The 18,035-nt window shown below is 40.5% G+C and carries 22 protein-coding genes; 21 read left to right on the top strand and 1 reads right to left on the bottom strand.

The genetic code is table 11. The annotated features are described in order from the left end of the window. From yabA to rsmI, 4 genes are read left to right on the top strand one after another with little or no spacing between them, the layout of a single operon-like run. On the top strand, positions 1-354 hold the full coding sequence (gene yabA / locus JJ692_RS01955; RefSeq protein WP_024425629.1) for a DNA replication initiation control protein YabA: 354 nt from the start codon (positions 1-3) through the stop codon (positions 352-354). Between the two features lie 55 nt (positions 355-409). Continuing rightward, positions 410-1,153: a tRNA1(Val) (adenine(37)-N6)-methyltransferase gene (locus JJ692_RS01950; RefSeq protein WP_024427205.1), complete on the top strand. Its 744-nt coding sequence runs from the start codon at positions 410-412 to the stop codon at positions 1,151-1,153. Continuing rightward, positions 1,140-1,439 carry a GIY-YIG nuclease family protein gene (locus tag JJ692_RS01945; RefSeq protein WP_024425631.1) on the top strand — a complete coding sequence of 100 codons (300 nt, stop codon included), beginning with the start codon at positions 1,140-1,142 and terminating at the stop codon, positions 1,437-1,439. Before JJ692_RS01950 ends, JJ692_RS01945 begins: the two co-directional genes overlap by 14 nt. Then, a complete protein-coding gene (gene rsmI / locus JJ692_RS01940; RefSeq protein ID WP_024425632.1) occupies positions 1,414-2,295 on the top strand; it encodes a 16S rRNA (cytidine(1402)-2'-O)-methyltransferase in 882 nt (293 codons plus the stop codon). The genes JJ692_RS01945 and rsmI overlap by 26 nt, the downstream gene beginning before the upstream one ends. Before the next feature lie 45 nt (positions 2,296-2,340). Here rsmI and JJ692_RS01935 read toward each other — a convergent pair whose 3' ends face one another. Further along, positions 2,341-2,631, bottom strand: a complete 291-nt coding sequence (locus JJ692_RS01935) for a transition state genes transcriptional regulator AbrB (protein ID WP_087975202.1) — start codon at positions 2,629-2,631, stop codon at positions 2,341-2,343. A 520-nt stretch (positions 2,632-3,151) separates the two neighbouring features. On the opposite strand from JJ692_RS01935, the gene metG reads away from it, so the two are divergent. The 17 genes from metG to fin all read left to right on the top strand — a co-directional run bounded on the left by metG (position 3,152) and on the right by fin (position 18,010). After that, positions 3,152-5,152: a methionine--tRNA ligase gene (gene metG / locus JJ692_RS01930; protein WP_024427203.1), complete on the top strand. Its 2,001-nt coding sequence runs from the start codon at positions 3,152-3,154 to the stop codon at positions 5,150-5,152. A gap of 81 nt (positions 5,153-5,233) precedes the next feature. Further along, positions 5,234-6,001 carry a TatD family hydrolase gene (locus tag JJ692_RS01925; RefSeq protein ID WP_024425634.1) on the top strand — a complete coding sequence of 256 codons (768 nt, stop codon included), beginning with the start codon at positions 5,234-5,236 and terminating at the stop codon, positions 5,999-6,001. A 244-nt stretch (positions 6,002-6,245) separates the two neighbouring features. Next, a complete protein-coding gene (locus JJ692_RS01920; RefSeq protein WP_044334281.1) occupies positions 6,246-7,448 on the top strand; it encodes a G5 and 3D domain-containing protein in 1,203 nt (400 codons plus the stop codon). A gap of 161 nt (positions 7,449-7,609) precedes the next feature. Continuing rightward, entirely contained in the window at positions 7,610-8,170 is a 561-nt protein-coding gene (gene rnmV, locus JJ692_RS01915) for a ribonuclease M5 (RefSeq protein WP_017359323.1), read from the top strand. Beyond that, the gene (rsmA, locus tag JJ692_RS01910; RefSeq protein WP_034284149.1) at positions 8,163-9,041 is read left to right on the top strand and encodes a 16S rRNA (adenine(1518)-N(6)/adenine(1519)-N(6))-dimethyltransferase RsmA; all 879 of its coding nucleotides are present in this window, start codon (positions 8,163-8,165) and stop codon (positions 9,039-9,041) included. The genes rnmV and rsmA overlap by 8 nt, the downstream gene beginning before the upstream one ends. A gap of 114 nt (positions 9,042-9,155) precedes the next feature. After that, positions 9,156-10,040, top strand: a complete 885-nt coding sequence (gene yabG / locus JJ692_RS01905; RefSeq protein ID WP_024427198.1) for a sporulation peptidase YabG — start codon at positions 9,156-9,158, stop codon at positions 10,038-10,040. A 213-nt stretch (positions 10,041-10,253) separates the two neighbouring features. After that, positions 10,254-10,511 carry a biofilm formation stimulator Veg gene (gene veg / locus JJ692_RS01900; RefSeq protein WP_024425637.1) on the top strand — a complete coding sequence of 86 codons (258 nt, stop codon included), beginning with the start codon at positions 10,254-10,256 and terminating at the stop codon, positions 10,509-10,511. A 163-nt stretch (positions 10,512-10,674) separates the two neighbouring features. Next, positions 10,675-10,860 carry a small, acid-soluble spore protein, alpha/beta type gene (locus JJ692_RS01895; protein WP_017366434.1) on the top strand — a complete coding sequence of 62 codons (186 nt, stop codon included), beginning with the start codon at positions 10,675-10,677 and terminating at the stop codon, positions 10,858-10,860. Positions 10,861-11,006: 146 nt separating this feature from the next. Then, positions 11,007-11,876, top strand: coding sequence for a 4-(cytidine 5'-diphospho)-2-C-methyl-D-erythritol kinase (gene ispE, locus JJ692_RS01890; protein ID WP_019743558.1), 870 nt, complete (start codon positions 11,007-11,009; stop codon positions 11,874-11,876). Between the two features lie 55 nt (positions 11,877-11,931). Further along, positions 11,932-12,765 (top strand): pur operon repressor, encoded by an 834-nt coding sequence (purR, locus tag JJ692_RS01885; protein WP_024425638.1) that lies wholly within the window; start codon positions 11,932-11,934, stop codon positions 12,763-12,765. 38 nt (positions 12,766-12,803) lie between these two features. Then, entirely contained in the window at positions 12,804-13,181 is a 378-nt protein-coding gene (gene ridA, locus JJ692_RS01880; RefSeq protein WP_024425639.1) for a 2-iminobutanoate/2-iminopropanoate deaminase, read from the top strand. 224 nt (positions 13,182-13,405) lie between these two features. Then, positions 13,406-13,702, top strand: coding sequence for a septation regulator SpoVG (spoVG, locus tag JJ692_RS01875; RefSeq protein ID WP_008357439.1), 297 nt, complete (start codon positions 13,406-13,408; stop codon positions 13,700-13,702). Positions 13,703-13,900: 198 nt separating this feature from the next. After that, positions 13,901-15,271 (top strand): bifunctional UDP-N-acetylglucosamine diphosphorylase/glucosamine-1-phosphate N-acetyltransferase GlmU, encoded by a 1,371-nt coding sequence (glmU, locus tag JJ692_RS01870; protein WP_024425640.1) that lies wholly within the window; start codon positions 13,901-13,903, stop codon positions 15,269-15,271. Positions 15,272-15,298: 27 nt separating this feature from the next. Then, positions 15,299-16,252, top strand: a complete 954-nt coding sequence (locus tag JJ692_RS01865) for a ribose-phosphate diphosphokinase (protein WP_024425641.1) — start codon at positions 15,299-15,301, stop codon at positions 16,250-16,252. Between the two features lie 138 nt (positions 16,253-16,390). Then, complete coding sequence (locus tag JJ692_RS01860; RefSeq protein WP_024425642.1) at positions 16,391-17,017, top strand: 50S ribosomal protein L25/general stress protein Ctc; 627 nt, start codon at positions 16,391-16,393, stop codon at positions 17,015-17,017. 140 nt (positions 17,018-17,157) lie between these two features. Then, positions 17,158-17,724, top strand: coding sequence for an aminoacyl-tRNA hydrolase (pth, locus tag JJ692_RS01855; RefSeq protein WP_024425643.1), 567 nt, complete (start codon positions 17,158-17,160; stop codon positions 17,722-17,724). A 55-nt stretch (positions 17,725-17,779) separates the two neighbouring features. Further along, positions 17,780-18,010 (top strand): anti-sigma-F factor Fin, encoded by a 231-nt coding sequence (fin, locus tag JJ692_RS01850; protein ID WP_003217967.1) that lies wholly within the window; start codon positions 17,780-17,782, stop codon positions 18,008-18,010. Positions 18,011-18,035 lie beyond the last annotated feature (25 nt).

Below are 18,035 nucleotides of genomic sequence, written 5' to 3'. Positions count from 1 at the left end.
TTGGATAAAAAGGAACTATTTGATACGGTGATTAATTTAGAAGAACAAATCGGTTCTCTTTATCGCCAGTTAGGTGATTTGAAAAATCATATCGGTGAAGTGATTGAAGAAAATCATCAGCTGCAAATGGAGAATCAGCACTTGCGTGAACGTCTGGATCAGTCCGATCGAGACAAATCATCTGAGGCAGAGAATGATTCTGCCCAGAAGCCAAGTCATTCTGATATAGGAGAAGGTCATGATAACCTGGCCCGGTTATATCAGGAGGGCTTCCATATTTGTAATGTACATTATGGGAGCATTCGTAAAGAGGGAGACTGTTTGTTCTGTCTGTCATTTTTAAATAAAAAATGAGAAAAGGCTTCCGCTGAATCGGGAGCCTTTTTCACAGGAAAAGAAAGGATACATCATGGTTTCGTTAAGAGAAGATGAACGTTTAGATTACCTGCTCGCCGAAGATATGAAGATTATTCAAAGTAAAACTGTGTTTGCCTTTTCATTGGACGCGGTGTTATTAGCTAAATTTGCGTATGTGCCAATCCAAAAAGGAGAGATCATTGATCTTTGTACCGGAAATGGCATCGTGCCATTGCTGCTTTCAACTCGTTCTAAGGCCTCGATTACGGGTGTTGAAATTCAAGAACGGCTGTTTGATATGGCAAAAAGAAGTGTGGAGTATAATCAACTTGCGCACCAGATCGAATTGATTCATGGTGATTTGAATGATATGCCGGAACGCTACGGCAACCATAAAGTTGATGTGATTACATGTAACCCGCCATATTTTAAAACACCCTCTAAGGATGAAATCAATGAAAATGAATATTTGGCGATTGCACGGCATGAAATTCATTGTACATTAGAGGATGTTATTCGTGTTTCTTCCACGCTGCTAAAGCAAGGGGGGAAACTGGCGATGGTTCATCGACCAGGAAGGCTGCTTGAGATTGTTGAATTAATGAAAAAATACCGAATTGAGCCGAAACGAATTCAATTTGTTTATCCCAAACAAGGGAAAGAAGCCAATACCATCTTGGTAGAGGGCATAAAAGATGGAAAACCAGATCTGAAAATTCTTCCGCCTCTTTTTGTTTATGGGGAAGATCAGGAGTATACAGATGAAATCAGGACGATACTGTATGGAGAAGCATAATCATTATTTCTATGTATTAAAATGTGCAGATGGCAGCCTGTATGCGGGTTATACAAATGATTTACAAAAAAGACTGATAACCCATAATAGTGGAAAGGGAGCAAAGTATACAAGAGCGAGACGGCCGGTTGAGCTTTTTTATCATGAATGTTTTGCAACCAAAAGAGAAGCCATGCAGCAAGAATATCGTTTCAAAACGTGGACGCGGAAAAAGAAAGATATTTATATAGAAGAAATGCGAATGGAAAAGGAGGCGGCACATGAAAAAGACACAGAAAAGCTTTGATGGTCAATCTGGCATGGGTATTCTTTATCTTGTCCCAACCCCGATCGGAAATCTAGAAGATATGACATTCCGAGCGATACAAACATTAAAAGATGTAGACTATATTGCCGCAGAAGATACAAGGCAAACGAAAAAGCTTTGTCATGTATACGAAATTGATACACCCTTAACCAGTTATCATGAACATAATAAAGACAGCAGCGGCCACAAGTTAATCGAATGGCTAAAAGAAGGGAAAAGTATCGCACTTGTGAGTGATGCTGGTTTACCAACGATTTCAGATCCAGGGGCTGAAGTGGTTCGAGATTTTACTAGCATCGGAGGCTATGTCATTCCGTTACCTGGCGCAAATGCTGCACTAACAGCACTCATTGCATCAGGAATCGCGCCTCAGCCATTTTTCTTTTATGGTTTTCTCGACCGTCAGAAAAAAGAAAAGAAAAAGCAGCTTGAAGCCTTGAAGAAACGTCAAGAAACGATCATTTTCTATGAAGCGCCCCATCGGTTAAAAGAAACGCTGACTTTAATGAAGGAAGTGTGGGGGAATCGGAACATCGCAATTACGAGAGAACTGACGAAAAAATTCGAAGAGTTTATTCGTGGGGATTTAGAATCTGTGTTGACATGGGCTGCGGAGAATCAAATTCGAGGTGAGTTCTGTCTTGTGGTACAAGGAAATGATCAAGCTGAAGAAGAGCTGAATGAAGAAGCTTGGTGGACGTCCTTATCTGAAAAAGAACATGTGATCCATTACATAGAGGAAGGATTAACGTCGAAGGAAGCCATTAAACGTACAGCTGTCGAACGTGGTGTACCAAAGCGCACGATATACGATGCTTATCATATTGAACAATAAAGAAAGGTTCTTGCAAACGGTGCAAGAACCTTTTTTATATGAACCTTATTTTTGTGATTGAAGTTGGTTTTGGATTTCGTTAATGATTTGCTCTGCACCTTCACGGCTAAGAACTAATTTACCATTAGCAAGTTTAAGGTTATCGTCTGATACTTCACCTGTTACTTGGCAAGTCATGTTTGGTTTATATTTTTTTAAGATAATTTTTTCATCATCAACATAAATTTCCAAAGCGTCTTTTTCAGCGATTCCTAGCGTACGGCGAAGTTCGATTGGAATCACCACGCGTCCTAATTCGTCAACTTTACGTACAATACCTGTAGATTTCATCTTCATTCTCCTCCCAAAAAGTTCTTATTCTTAAAATAATATTATCTTCGTCATTATTCGACAAATTCCTTACATTCCTAGCATAACAAGGTTTCCATAAATCGTCAATCATTTTGTTTACTATTGTTTGTAAAATATGACTCTTAAAGTCAAAAGACCTTGAAACTACTGGTGTATAAGGATTTTGTAGGCTTTTCCTATGAAAATATAAGAAATGACGAGATCAGATTAACAAGACTTTTGCCCTAATTTAGCCAAATGTAAATCTGGAAATAGATTTCATACGACAATATTCGACAAAATGTCGACGGGTTTGTCGTTTTTTTCGAAAAACTCATCTTTTTCGATCATTTCAGCTTGTTCTATGTATATATGCTTGATCTTAAAGGCTAAGATGGTATCATAGAGAAAGCACAAGTGCAAAATTGAATGAATTGATCTGACACATTTTCATGTAATGATGATAACCGCTCTCGTCCATTGGGCGGGAGTTTTTGACATTTACACACACGCAGGAGGTTCCGACATGCCGGAAAAGAAAAAAACGTTTTATCTGACAACACCTATTTACTATCCGAGCGGAAAATTACATATTGGACATGCTTATACGACAGTAGCAGGAGATGCTATGGCTCGTTATAAACGTCTTCAAGGCTATGATGTGATGTATTTAACAGGTACAGATGAGCACGGACAAAAAATTCAGCAAAAAGCTGAAGAACAAAATATCACACCGATCGAGTATTTAGATCCAGTCGTTGAAGACATTAAATCATTATGGAAGAAACTCGACATTTCGAATGATGACTTCATCCGTACAACAGAAAAAAGACATACGAAAATCATTGAGCAAGTCTTCCAAAAGTTGCTTGATCAAGGCGATATTTATTTAGATCAATATGAGGGCTGGTACAGTATTCCTGATGAGACATTCTATACGGAAACACAGCTTGTTGATGTTGAGCGTAATGAGAAAGGGGAAGTCATTGGCGGGAAAAGCCCTGACAGCGGCCACCCTGTTGAATTAATTAAAGAGGAATCATATTTCTTCCGTATGAGTAAGTATGCGGACCGTTTGCTCGATTATTACGAAAAAAATCCATCGTTTATTCAGCCTGAATCAAGAAAGAATGAAATGATTAATAACTTCATTAAACCAGGTTTAGAGGATTTAGCAGTATCAAGAACAACCTTTGATTGGGGAATTAAAGTTCCTAACAATCCAAAACACGTCATTTATGTATGGATTGATGCGTTATTCAACTATTTAACTGCGATTGGCTATGGAACAGATCAAGATGAAAAATATAAAAAATATTGGCCTGCCAACGTACATCTCGTAGGAAAAGAAATTGTACGCTTCCATACGATTTATTGGCCGATTATGCTGATGGCATTAGATCTGCCTCTGCCGAAACAAATTTTCGCACACGGCTGGCTGCTCATGAAAGATGGCAAAATGTCTAAATCAAAAGGGAATGTGGTAGATCCAGTCACATTAATTGATCGTTATGGTCTCGATGCCCTTCGTTATTACCTGCTTCGCGAAGTACCATTTGGTGCAGATGGTGTGTTTACACCAGAAGGATTCGTGGAACGTGTAAACTATGATCTTGCCAATGATTTAGGTAACTTGCTTAATCGTACAGTTGCGATGGTCCAAAAATATTTTGACGGCACATTAAGCAGCTATAAGGGCCCTGTTAATGAGTTTGATGAAGAGCTGAAAGCAGTAGCTGAACAAACAGTCAAAGCCTATGAAGAAGCGATGGAAAATCTTGAATTCTCTGTGGCTCTTTCAAATGTTTGGACATTAATCAGCAGAACCAATAAATATATTGATCAAACAGCTCCATGGGTGCTGGCAAAGGATGAAACAAAACGAAAAGAATTGCATTCTGTTATGTATCATTTAGCAGAATCACTTCGAATCACTGCAGTACTCTTAACGCCGTTCCTAACGAAAACACCTGAGAAAATCTTCTTCCAGCTTGGAATTGAAGAAGAGAAGCTCAAAAGCTGGGATAGTATCCTATCATTTGGTGCGATTCAACAAGCAACGGTACAAAAGGGAGAGCCTTTGTTCCCGCGTTTAGAGGTTGAAGAAGAAGTAGCCTACATTAAAGAAAAAATGCAGGGAAGTGCACCTAAGGTAGAAGAAGAGAAAGTGGAAATCGAAGAAACGGAATTACCTGAGCTGGGAGCAGAAATTGCATTTGATGATTTCTCAAAAGTTGATCTTCGAGTTGCACAGGTATTGGAAGCAGCCCCAGTGAAAAAAGCGGATCGTCTTTTAAAGCTTCAGCTTGATTTTGGATTTGAAAAAAGACAAATAGTCTCTGGGATTGCCAAGCACTATCAACCAGAAGAATTAGTAGGGAAAAAGCTCGTTTGCGTAGCAAATCTTACCCCAGTTAAACTCAGAGGGGAAATTTCCCAGGGAATGATTTTAACTGGAGAAACAGGCGGGAAATTGCAGGTTCTTGAAGTAGATCAAACTCTAGCAAATGGAACAAAAATTTTATAAATCAACAAAGGTGTTCCACGTGTAACATTTCGTCGAACACCTTTTGTTTTTTAGCAGAATTGTCGAAAGGAGCAATCAACCATGTTATTTGATACACATGCCCACTTGAATGCAGAACAATACAATGAAGACTTAGAGCAGGTAATCGAAAGAGCGAAAAGCGAAAAAGTTGAGAAAATCGTGGTGGTAGGGTTTGACCGCCCGACTATTACGAGAGCGATGGAATTAATTGAAGAGTATGATTTCATATATGCAGCTATCGGCTGGCATCCAGTCGATGCTATTGATATGACAGATGAGGATTTGGCTTGGATCAAAGATTTATCTCAACACGAAAAAGTGGTTGCGATTGGAGAAATGGGTCTGGATTACTATTGGGACAAGTCGCCAAAAGATGTGCAAAAGGAAGTCTTTAGACGCCAAATTGCTCTTGCGAAGGAAGTGAAGCTTCCAATCGTTATTCATAATCGTGACGCAACGGAAGATGTCGTGACGATTTTAAAGGAAGAGGGAGCAGCTGAAGTTGGAGGTATTATGCACTGCTTTACTGGCAGTCTGGAAACTGCAAAAGCATGTATGGAGATGAACTTTTATATTTCATTCGGTGGACCCGTGACATTTAAAAATGCCAAAAAGCCAAAGGAAGTTGTAAAGGAGATACCGAGTGACAAACTTTTGATTGAAACAGACTGCCCATACTTAACGCCAGTGCCATTTAGAGGGAAACGTAATGAACCAAGTTATGTCAAATATATCGCAGAACAGATTGCGGAGCTGAGAGAAATCAGCTTTGAAGAGCTTGCTGAATTGACAACAAAAAATGCAAAAAAAGTTTTCCGTATAAACTGACAGTATATGATGTCAATCCTTGTTTAAGCTTGTCCAATTGTGAAACATAACGAAAAAGTTCTACACGTTTGCGCCTCCTCATAGGATAAGTTGTCGATAAGTCTTTCTTCCCTTCCTTCCATAAATCTCCCATAATAGGTTTACAATCGAGCATTTTTGTACAGTGGGTGGAAGGGTTGACAGGTTTTGAGATACTCTATATAATCTCTCCGAGGAGAAGGAGGCGTTTTTCATCGTACAAAAAATGAAAAATCTGTTTTCTGTGAAGCTAGGAAAAGGCAAGGTTTTATTGCTAGTTGTTTGCTTGCTTTTAGCTGGAACTGGAACGGCTTACGGTGCGCATGAGCTCACTAAGCAGTCCATTACCATTTCAATCAATGGTAAAGAGAAGACAATTCGTACACATGAAGAGACAGTAGCTCAGCTGCTTTCAGACCTTGGCATAAGGACCAAGGCGGAGGATCATATCTCTCCAAGTCTAAATACAAAGATTCAAGACAACATGAACATTGTGTATGATGCGGCTATACCGGTTCATCTGACCCTAGACGGGAAAGAGAAAACGATATGGACAACAGATCAGACGGTTGGAGCATTATTGAAGAATGAGAAGATAGATATTGGGAAGCACGATCAAGTAACTCCAGGAAAGAATGACAAGTTAACAAAGGATATGAATCTTGTGGTTCAGCAGGCCTTTCAGGTCAGCTTAAATGATGGAGGAAAAGATAAAAAAGTGTGGACCACTTCGACTACGGTCGCTGACTTTTTAAAGCAACAAGAGCTAAAGCTCAAGAAGCACGATAAGATCAAGCCTGCGTTACATAGTAACCTTTCTAAAAAGAGCGCAGATATAAAGATCACTCGGGTGGAAAAAGTCACCGATGTAGTGGAAGAGAAAATTGCTTTTGATACCAAACATAAAAAGGATCATTCTCTTGAAAAAGGGAAAGAGAAGGTACTTAAAAAAGGTGAAGAAGGTAAATTGAAGAAGCACTATGCCATTGTGAAAGAAAACGGCAAAGTGGTGTCTAAAGAATTGATTAAAGAAGTGACCGAAAAAGATAGTAAGGACCGATTAGTGGCTATTGGTACACAAGTGGCCAAAAAGGAACCTACAGCGTCCCCTGCGGTTTCACGAAGCAATGAATCGTCAGGAAAAGAATTTTATGTGGCGTCAACAGCCTATACAGCGAGCTGTGCTGGATGTACGGGCAGAACGTCTACAGGCTTTAATTTAAAAGCAAATCCGGGTGCAAAGGTCATAGCAGTTGATCCGAGTGTCATTCCGCTGGGCTCAAAAGTGTATGTGGAAGGCTATGGATATGCCGTTGCATCAGACACTGGATCTGCTATAAAAGGGAATAAAATTGATGTGTTCGTCCCAAGTAAGTCGGCAGCTTATCAATGGGGAAATAAACGAGTGAAAATTAGAGTACTCAAATAAACACATCAAATCATTTATATGAACAGAGGGCTTTGCGCACCCTCTGTTTTTTTGGTTATAATAGAAGCACTGTTTTCTAATTAATTAGACGCAAAAGCAGCATGAAAGGTTTCGTTTTTTAAACCAAAAAATGTAGATTGTTTTTGCAAGCGGAGGAATACATGAAAATCAAAGAAATCATTGTGGTGGAGGGTCGTGATGACACTGCCAGAGTGAAGATGGCGGTTGATGCAGATACGATCGAAACAAACGGATCCGCCATTGGCGATACAGTCATTCAACAAGTGCGTCTTGCGCAGGAGACGAGAGGGGTCATTATTTTAACAGATCCTGATTTTCCTGGTGAGAAGATCCGTAAAACCATCGCAGAGGCAGTTCCTGGCTGTAAGCACGCTTTTTTGCCTAAACATCTTGCGAAGGCGAAGCGGGATAAAGGAATTGGTGTCGAGCATGCTTCCTTGGACAGTATTCGGGAATGTCTTGCCCATGTCCATGAAGAAATGGAAGAATCGGAAAGTGACATTACATTAGACGACTTATTTGACGCAGGCCTTATCGGTGGCGAAGCATCGAAACGCCGCCGCGAACGACTAGGAGTGCTTTTAAATATAGGATATACCAATGCGAAGCAGCTGCAAAAGCGCCTTCACATGTTCCAAATAACCAAACATGATTTTATTGCGGCCTTAAAGACCGTCATGCAGGAGGAAGCCGATGAATAAAGATATTGCGACACCCGTCAGAACGAAGGAAATACTGAAGAAGTACGGTTTCTCTTTTAAAAAGAGCTTAGGGCAGAACTTCTTAATTGATACAAATATTTTAGATCGCATTGTCGATCACGCGGAGGTTACAGATGAGACCGGCGTCATTGAAATTGGGCCTGGTATCGGCGCATTGACAGAGCAGCTCGCTAAACGTGCAAAGAAAGTCACCGCTTTTGAAATCGATCAGCGTTTATTGCCTATTTTAAACGATACGCTTTCTCCATATGATAATGTCACGATCATTCATCAAGATGTATTAAAGGCGGATGTGAGAAAGGTCATCGAGGAAAATTTTGCTGACTGTAAAGAAGTGATGGTCGTAGCCAACCTTCCATATTACGTGACAACACCGATTATTATGAAATTGCTTGAAGAAAACCTTCCATTGAAAGGGATTGTGGTCATGCTGCAAAAAGAAGTAGCAGATCGTATGGCAGCTGCCCCTTCATCAAAGGAATATAATTCACTGTCTATTGCAGTTCAATTTTATACGGAAGCAAAAACGGTGATGGTTGTGCCTAAAACGGTTTTTGTTCCTCAGCCAAATGTCGATTCGGCTGTGATTAAGCTGACTGTTCGTGAAACGCCTGCTGTCTCAGTAGAAAATGATGCGTTTTTCTTTCAATTGATCCGAGCGAGCTTTGGCCAGCGCCGGAAAACCTTGATGAATAATTTGATGAATAATCTACCTGATGGAAAAAAACATAAAGCCATCATTGAAGAAGCACTTCAAACAGCAGATATTGATGGAAAGCGCCGCGGAGAATCATTATCTATTGAGGAATTTGCCCGTTTGTCGAATGTTTTACAAAAAGCCCTTTCGTAAGGGCTTTTTTCTTTTGTTTTTCACCACTTCAACTGTTCGGGCATAGGCTAGAAAGAACAGCACATATGAAAGACGATACCAACAGGATATGAGCCTGATTGTGGAGTGAACAGCATGCAATTTCAAATAGGAGATATGGTGACGAGGGCATCCTATCAAATGGATATTATGTTTCGAATCATTCGAATTGATGAGACAGATCAGCACGAAGCCACTGCCATATTGCATGGGAATGAAGTAAGGCTGATTGCTGATGCTAAGATGTCGGATCTCGTCTTAATTCAAAAAGAGGAGCAGCTGACAAGGGAGAAGGACGACGAACGGAAAATTAACGAATCGCTCGACTTACTAAGACAGGATTATCAGCTGCTGCGTGAAAAACAAGAGTATTATACTTCTGGACAATATCAGCATCAGGAGCAGTATTTTCACATGCCTGGAAAGGTCCTTCATTTAGATGGAGATGCTTCATACTTAAAGAAATGCTTAGATGTATATGAACGAATTGGTGTGCCTGTATATGGAGTGCATTGTCATGAGAAGAAAATGCCAAGCGTGATCGATTCGTTACTTGATCAATATCGGCCTGATATTTTGGTCATTACAGGGCATGATGCGTATTCCAAGCAAAAGGGCGGCGTAAATGATATCGGTGCCTATCGCCATTCTCGTCATTTCGTTGAGACGGTTCAAAAAGCAAGAAAGAAAATTCCTCATTTAGATCAGCTTGTGATCTTTGCAGGCGCCTGTCAATCTCATTTCGAATCATTGATCCAAGCAGGTGCCAATTTTGCAAGCTCACCTTCACGTGTGAACATCCATGCGCTCGATCCCGTCTATATCGTTGCGAAGATCAGCTTCACTCCATTTGTAGATCGAATCAACGTGTGGGATGTGCTTCGTAATACATTAACAAGAGAAAAAGGCCTTGGAGGCATCGAGACGAAGGGTGTTTTAAGGGTAGGTATGCCATATAAAAAAGACCATGAATCGACATAACCCGACTGATTTCAGTCTGGTTTTTTTTATGTGTAAAAAGAAATTTCAAACGGATACATAATTCACCGGAATTTGAGAAAAATAGGGAGGAGAAAAGGTAGAAGTTTGTCAAAATTATTTTGTTGACAATGGCTCGTGTTGGTTGATATAATTTAATTTTTATTTGACAAAAATGGGCCGTTGTTGTATAATTATCTCAGTGAGGTGGATGCAATGGCGAAGACTTTGTCCGACATCAAAAGATCGCTTGATGGTAACTTAGGTAAACGTTTGACGTTAAAGGCTAACGGAGGCCGCCGTAAAACAATTGAGCGTTCGGGCATTTTAGCTGAAACGTACCCTTCTGTATTTGTGATTCAATTAGATCAAGATGAGAATTCGTTTGAAAGAGTTTCTTACAGTTATGCAGATATACTGACTGAGACGGTCGAATTAACGTTCGATGATGCCGCTAGCTCAGTCGCCTATTAATGGGCAGTGAACTTCTTGTTTACTGCTTTTTGTTTTGCCTTTTTTTCTGAATGGGAGTCTGTCCATTTTTTGAAAGGGGTAAAAGAAAGGATTCGATACAAAATAAGAAAGCCACAAAAGCAGTGGCACTGATTCGAATTCTCGACTAAAGGGGCTGTTTCGTTTGGGTAGACGCCGAGGCATTATGTCAGATGAGTTCAAATACGAGCTGGCGAAGGATCTTGGATTTTATGATACCGTCAAAAATGGAGGCTGGGGAGAAATTCGTGCGCGTGACGCAGGTAATATGGTCAAACGTGCCATCGAATTAGCTCAGCAGCACATGGCTCAGGAAGAGAATCAACGATAGAAAAATGGTCAGGGATACCTCAGGTGTCTCTGGCTTTTTTTGTTGGAAAAGTCAGTGTGCTGGGCGTAAAAGCCAATATTCATCAGATCCATCAAATGTGATACAATATTGATACTTATGTTTAGATGGAGAAGTAGGTGAAATGTTTGCGTATTTTAGAAAAAGCACCGGCAAAAATTAATCTCTCTCTTGATGTCCATGGAAAAAGACCGGATGGATATCACGAAGTAGAGATGGTGATGACAACAATAGACCTTGCAGATCGACTTGAGCTGACGGAGCTGGATAAAGACGAAATCCGTGTATCATCTCATAATCGATTTGTGCCAGATGATCAGCGTAACTTGGCTTATCAGGCGGCTAAATTACTCAAAACAAGGTTCGGTATTCAAAAAGGAGTATCGATTGTCATCACAAAAGCAATTCCTGTTGCAGCAGGTTTAGCTGGAGGCAGCAGTGATGCTGCAGCAGCGCTTCGCGGTTTAAACCGTTTGTGGAAGTTAAATCTCACGTTAGATGAACTGGCTGAGCTTGGAGCGGAGATCGGCTCAGATGTGTCTTTTTGTGTACACGGAGGCACAGCACTAGCGACAGGACGTGGAGAAAAACTGAAGCATATCGCGACACCGCCGCATTGCTGGGTGATTTTAGCGAAGCCGGTGATTGGGGTATCTACAGCTGAAGTTTATAGACAATATGACGCAAGCAAAGTAGAACACCCAAATGTACAGCGTATGATTGAAGCCATTGAAGCGAAAGATTATAAAGAGATGTGCGGCTCACTCGGTAACGTTCTGGAGTCTGTGACATTAAAGATGTATCCGGAAGTAGATATGATCAAAAGACAGATGAAGCGTTTCGGTGCTGATGCTGTATTAATGAGTGGAAGCGGCCCAACGGTATTTGGCTTGATTCAATATGAATCGAAGGTACAAAGAATATATAACGGACTGAGAGGATTTTGTGATCAAGTATACGCTGTCCGCATGATCGGCGAACAAAATGCCCTTGATTAAATCCGTATATTAAGTTATATTATTCATAAATTATTCGGGTTCTGGGGGTAAGTTCATGAAGTTTCGTCGAAGCGGCAGATTGGTGGACTTAACAAATTATTTGTTAGCCCACCCGCACGTACTAGTACCTTTAACTTTTTTTGCAGAACGTTATCAATCTGCAAAGTCCTCCATTAGTGAAGACTTAACGATTATCAAACAGACCTTCGAACAGCAGGGAATAGGCACATTGCTCACTGTACCTGGCGCTGCTGGCGGAGTGAAATATATTCCAAAAATACACCTAAAAGAAGCAGATGACGTAGTAAACGATATCGGAGAGGCATTATCAACTCCTGAACGTGTACTTCCTGGCGGTTATTTATATTTAACCGATGTTTTAGGCAATCCATCGATTCTTGCGAAAATCGGTAAGCTGTTTGCGACCATCTTTGCTGACCGTGCGATTGATGTCGTCATGACCGTTGCGACAAAAGGTATTCCGATTGCCTATTCTGTTGCGGGTTATTTAAATGTGCCTGTTGTGATCGTTAGAAAAGATAATAAGGTAACCGAAGGATCAACTGTCAGTATTAATTATGCGTCAGGTTCTTCTAACCGAATTCAAACCATGTCCCTTGCAAAGCGAAGCTTAGATAAAGGCTCCAATGTGTTGATCATTGATGACTTTATGAAAGCGGGCGGAACCATTAACGGCATGATGAATTTGCTTGAGGAATTTAATGCAAATGTTGCAGGGATCGGTGTTCTTTTAGAAGATGAAGGCGTAGATGAACGTCTTGTCGATGAATATGTCTCGTTGTTAAAGCTTTCTACCATTGATATGAAGCAAAAAATCATTGAGATCAATGAAGGCAATTTCCACGAGTTTTTTCATTCGAAAGCGTAAGCTTTGATTAAACATGTATTTGAATGGGAGAGATTAATATGACAAAAGTTGTTCAAACCAAACATGCACCAGCAGCCATTGGACCTTACTCTCAAGGAATTATTGTCAATAACATGTTTTACAGCTCAGGGCAAATTCCATTAACCCCAGCTGGAGATTTTGTAAATGGAGATATTAAAGAACAAACACATCAAGTATTCCGTAATCTTGAGGCTGTACTTGAAGCAGCAGGTGCTTCCTTTGAAACAGTCGTGAAAGCAACTGTTTTCATTAAAGATATGGAACAATTCGCTGAAGTGAATGAAGTGTACGGTGAGTATTTCCATACACATAAGCCAGCTCGTTCATGCGTGGAAGTGGCAAGACTTCCAAAGGATGCGCTTGTAGAAATAGAAGTAGTTGCATTAGTTAAATAAACAGGCACTCTCAATGAAAGCCGTTTGGTTTCATCATATGCAGGGAAAGACATCATCATGATGTCTTTTTTTATGCTGAGAATGTAAGCGTCGTCACGAATATGACAAATAATGTATAAATATCCCGATATTTCAAAAAAAGTTTAAAAAAAGAGCAGGAGAATCACCACGATCGTTGAATACCTAAGTAATGCTTTTATATTGGGAAAAGGTGGTGAACTACTGTGGAAGTTACTGACGTAAGATTACGCCGCGTGAATACCGATGGTCGCATGAGGGCGATTGCATCCATCACGCTGGACCACGAATTTGTTGTTCATGATATTCGTGTGATTGATGGAAACAATGGGTTGTTTGTAGCAATGCCTAGCAAACGCACGCCTGATGGAGAGTTTCGCGATATTGCACATCCAATTAATTCAAGCACTCGGGGTAAAATCCAAGATGCTGTATTAAATGAATATCATCGCTTAGGCGAAGAGGAAGAAACAATTGAATATGAAGAAGCTGGAGCTTCTTAATCATACGTGAACCTAAAAAGACGGCTTTAAGAGAAAATGAATGTTTTCTTTTAAATGCTGTCTTTTTTGCGTTCTTTCTCTTGTTTCTTAAGTCTTTCATCTGTTAGAAAATTATTGTACTTCCTTATGTATCCTTGAAATCAGTCTTTATTTAGGATATATTTTTCTATGGATAATAGGGATATTGGAGGCCAATCAATGGATAAGCGGTTCGCAGTGATTTTAGCAGCGGGAAAAGGAACGAGAATGAAGTCAAAGCTATATAAAGTACTTCATCCAGTTTGCGGAAAGCCAATGGTCGAGCATGTGGCAGATGAAGCGTTAAAGCTTTCTTTAGCCAAGCTGGTGACGATTGTCGGTCATGGTGCAGAGGACGTGAAAGAGCAGCTTGGAGACAGAAGTGAGTATGCACTTCAAGAAGAACAGCTGGGAACAGCCCATGCCGTCAAACAAGCAAAGTCGTTCCTCGCGCAGGAAAAGGGAACAACCATTGTCATTTGTGGTGATACGCCATTATTGACAGCGGAAACAATGGAAGCCATGTTAAGCGAGCATCAAAAACATCAAGCGAAAGTCACTATTTTAACAGCACATGCGGATGATCCGACAGGCTATGGCCGTATTATTCGTGACGAAACAGGTGCTGTCGTGAAAATTGTGGAGCATAAAGATGCGAACGATGCAGAGCGTCAAGTGAATGAAATTAATACAGGGACTTATTGTTTTTCAAATGAAGATCTCTTCCGTGTGATTGAGCAAGTGTCGAATGAAAATGCACAGGGTGAATACTACTTGCCAGACGTTATTGAAATTCTAAAAAATGAAGGGCAAACAGTTGCAGCTTATCAAACACCGCATTTTGAAGAAACACTTGGAGTTAACGATCGTATCGCTCTATCACAAGCAGAGCAATTCATGAAGCGACGTATTAATCATCAGCATATGAAGAATGGTGTGACCTTGATTGATCCTGAGAACACGTATATTTCGCCAGATGCTGTCATCGGTGAAGATACAGTTATTTATCCTGGGACGGTCATCAAAGGGAATGTGAAAATCGGTGCAGACGCCACTATTGGGCCAAACACTGAAATTGTTGACAGCATCATCGGAGATCGAACAGTCATTAAGCAATCTGTCGTCTGCGATAGTGAGGTTGGAGTTGATGTGACAATTGGACCGTTTGCTCATATTCGCCCGTTGTCGAAAATTGGCGATGAAGTAAAAATCGGAAATTTTGTCGAAATCAAGAAAACAGTTTTCGGAGACCGCAGCAAAGCATCTCATCTAAGCTACATTGGAGACGCAGAGGTCGGAACTGATGTAAACCTTGGCTGTGGTTCCATTACAGTCAACTATGATGGGAAAAACAAATTCTTAACGAAGATTGAAGACGGCGCATTTATTGGCTGTAATTCAAATCTAGTTGCACCAGTCACTGTCGGAAAAGGGGCATATGTTGCAGCCGGTTCAACGGTTACAGAAGATGTACCGCAGGATGCATTGTCTATTGCTAGAGCAAGACAAGTCAATAAAGAAGATTATGTGAAAAATATTCATAAAAAATAATCCAAATACCCGGAGGTTTACCATACCATGTCTAATCGTTATGCTGATGCGAATTTAAAGATATTCTCTTTGAATTCAAACCCTGAACTTGCCAAAGAAATTGCCGATCGTATCGGAGTTGATGTAGGAAAGAGCTCTGTTAAACGTTTTAGTGACGGTGAAGTCCAAATCAATATTGAAGAAAGTATCCGCGGCTGTGATTGTTATGTCATTCAATCAACAAGTGCGCCAGTCAATGAGCATATTATGGAACTGCTCATTATGGTGGATGCGCTAAAACGAGCTTCTGCGAAAACTGTCAATATTGTCATCCCTTATTACGGATATGCACGTCAAGATCGTAAGGCAAAACCTCGTGAGCCAATCACTGCGAAGCTTTTTGCAAACTTGCTTGAAACAGCAGGTGCTACACGTGTGATTGCACTTGATCTTCATGCACCGCAAATCCAAGGTTTCTTCGATATTCCAATCGATAACTTAATGGCTGTGCCAATCTTAACAAACTATTTCGAACAGAAGAACTTGAATGATATCGTTGTTGTGTCTCCTGACCACGGTGGTGTGACACGTGCGCGTAAAATGGCAGACCGCCTGAAAGCGCCAATCGCAATTATCGACAAACGCCGTCCAAAGCCAAACGTTGCTGAAGTCATGAACATTATTGGTAACATTGAAGGCAAAACGGCGATTCTGATCGATGATATCATTGATACAGCTGGTACTATTACACTTGCAGCAAATGCGCTAGTCGAAAATGGAGCAGCTGAAGTATATGCTTGCTGTACGCACCCAGTATTGTCTGGACCAGCAGTAGAACGCATCACAAACTCTAAAATTAAAGAATTGGTTGTGACAAACAGTATTCAATTAACTGATGACAAGAAAGTTGGAAAATTCATTCCGCTTTCGGTTGGGCCTTTGCTTGCAGAAGCCATCATCCGTGTACATGAAGAAGAATCTGTGAGCTACCTTTTCAGCTAATTTTCTGATTAAAAAAGGCCCTAGGCATCAAGCTTGGGGTCTTTTTGCTATCATCATTCACGGCAAATAGGTTTAAAATGATTCGGTTATGGGTAATTATGAGAGTAGTGACAAAAAAGAAATAGGATGGTGCTGAATATGGCAACTTTAAAAGCAAATAAAAGAACTGATTTCAAACGTTCCACACTGCAAAAAATCCGTCATTCAGGACACGTTCCTGGTGTCATATACGGAAAAAATACAGACAGCCTGGCTGTTTCATTAGACAGCATCGATTTATTAAAGACCTTACGTGATGAAGGGAAGAATACAATTATCACCTTAGATGTGGGTGGTGAAACGAAATCTGTGATGGTGACAGAATTACAAACAGATCCGTTGAAAAACGAGCTTGTCCATGCTGATTTCCAAGTCGTGGACTTACAGCGTGAAATTGAGGCAGATGTACCAATACAGCTGATTGGCGAGTCTAAAGGGGTAAAAGATGGCGGTGTGCTTCAGCAGCCACTATTTGAACTATCTGTTACAGCGAAACCAAAAGATATCCCGCAGAATATTGAAGCTGATATTACAAACTTAGAAGTCAATGATGTCTTAACAGTTGCTGATCTGCCTGTTCAGTCATCTTATCAAATCAATAACGATCCAGAAGAAGTCGTTGCCTCCATTCTGCCGCCTCAGCAATCAGAGGTTCCTGAGCCAGATAGCGAAGAAGAGCCGCAAGAGCCTGAGGCCATTAAAGAAAAGGATGACGATGGAGAATAACTGGTCATTTAAAGACGTAACCCTCCCGCGGTTGCGTCTTTTGTGCTAGAATGAAAAGAATTCATACGTTTTTACATGAGGCAATCTGATTGGCTCATTTTTTAGGCGTGTGCTGTGTGACAAAGGAGGTTATTGGTTTCATGATTGCATTCGTTGGATTAGGCAATCCAGGAAAAGAATATGAAAAAACAAGACATAATGTCGGGTTTATGACAATAGATGAATTATCGAAAAAATGGGACATACCTTTAAATCAATCAAAATTCCATGGACAATTTGGAACTGGGTTTGTTTCGGGGCAAAAGGTTCTACTTGTAAAGCCGCTTACATATATGAACTTATCAGGAGAATGTGTGCGTCCGCTGATGGACTATTACGATATTCCCCTCGAACATTTGAAAGTGATCTATGATGATCTTGATTTGCCAACTGGCCGGATTCGCCTACGTACAAAAGGAAGTGCAGGCGGGCATAATGGAATCAAATCATTGATTCAGCATTTAGGTTCACCTGAATTTGACCGATTCCGTATCGGCATTGGACGTCCTCAAAACGGCATGAAGGTCGTTGATTACGTACTAGGACGTTTCTCAGAAGAAGAACAGCCTGACATCGCATCAGCCATTCAATCGTCTGTCGAGGCTTGTGAAGCGGCTTTAAAAAAGCCATTTTTAGAAGTGATGAATGATTTTAACAAGAAGGTATAAGAATGATAAGCGAAGCACATACTGATCATAAAATCTCAGCATGGGAGGATCACGTATGGCTTTGCATTATTACTGCCGCCACTGTGGTGTAAAGGTTGGCAGTCTAGATGAATCCGCTGTCCAAAGTGAAGCACTTGGATTTCATCACTTAACAAATGAGGAAAGAAACGATATGATTTCTTATAGGGAAAATGGTGATTTACATGTACAAACCATTTGTGAGGATTGCCAAGAGGCGCTCGAAAGAAATCCTGATTACCATCAGTATCATACTTTTATTCAATAAAAAAGCTTTGGTGTAGAAATTAGAC

Source organism: Bacillus sp. 3a, assembly GCF_017161885.1.
GTDB lineage: Bacteria > Bacillota > Bacilli > Bacillales > Bacillaceae > Bacillus > Bacillus safensis.
The sequence above is the reverse complement of the archived record's forward strand: the minus strand, read 5'-3'. Positions and strand labels throughout refer to the sequence as shown.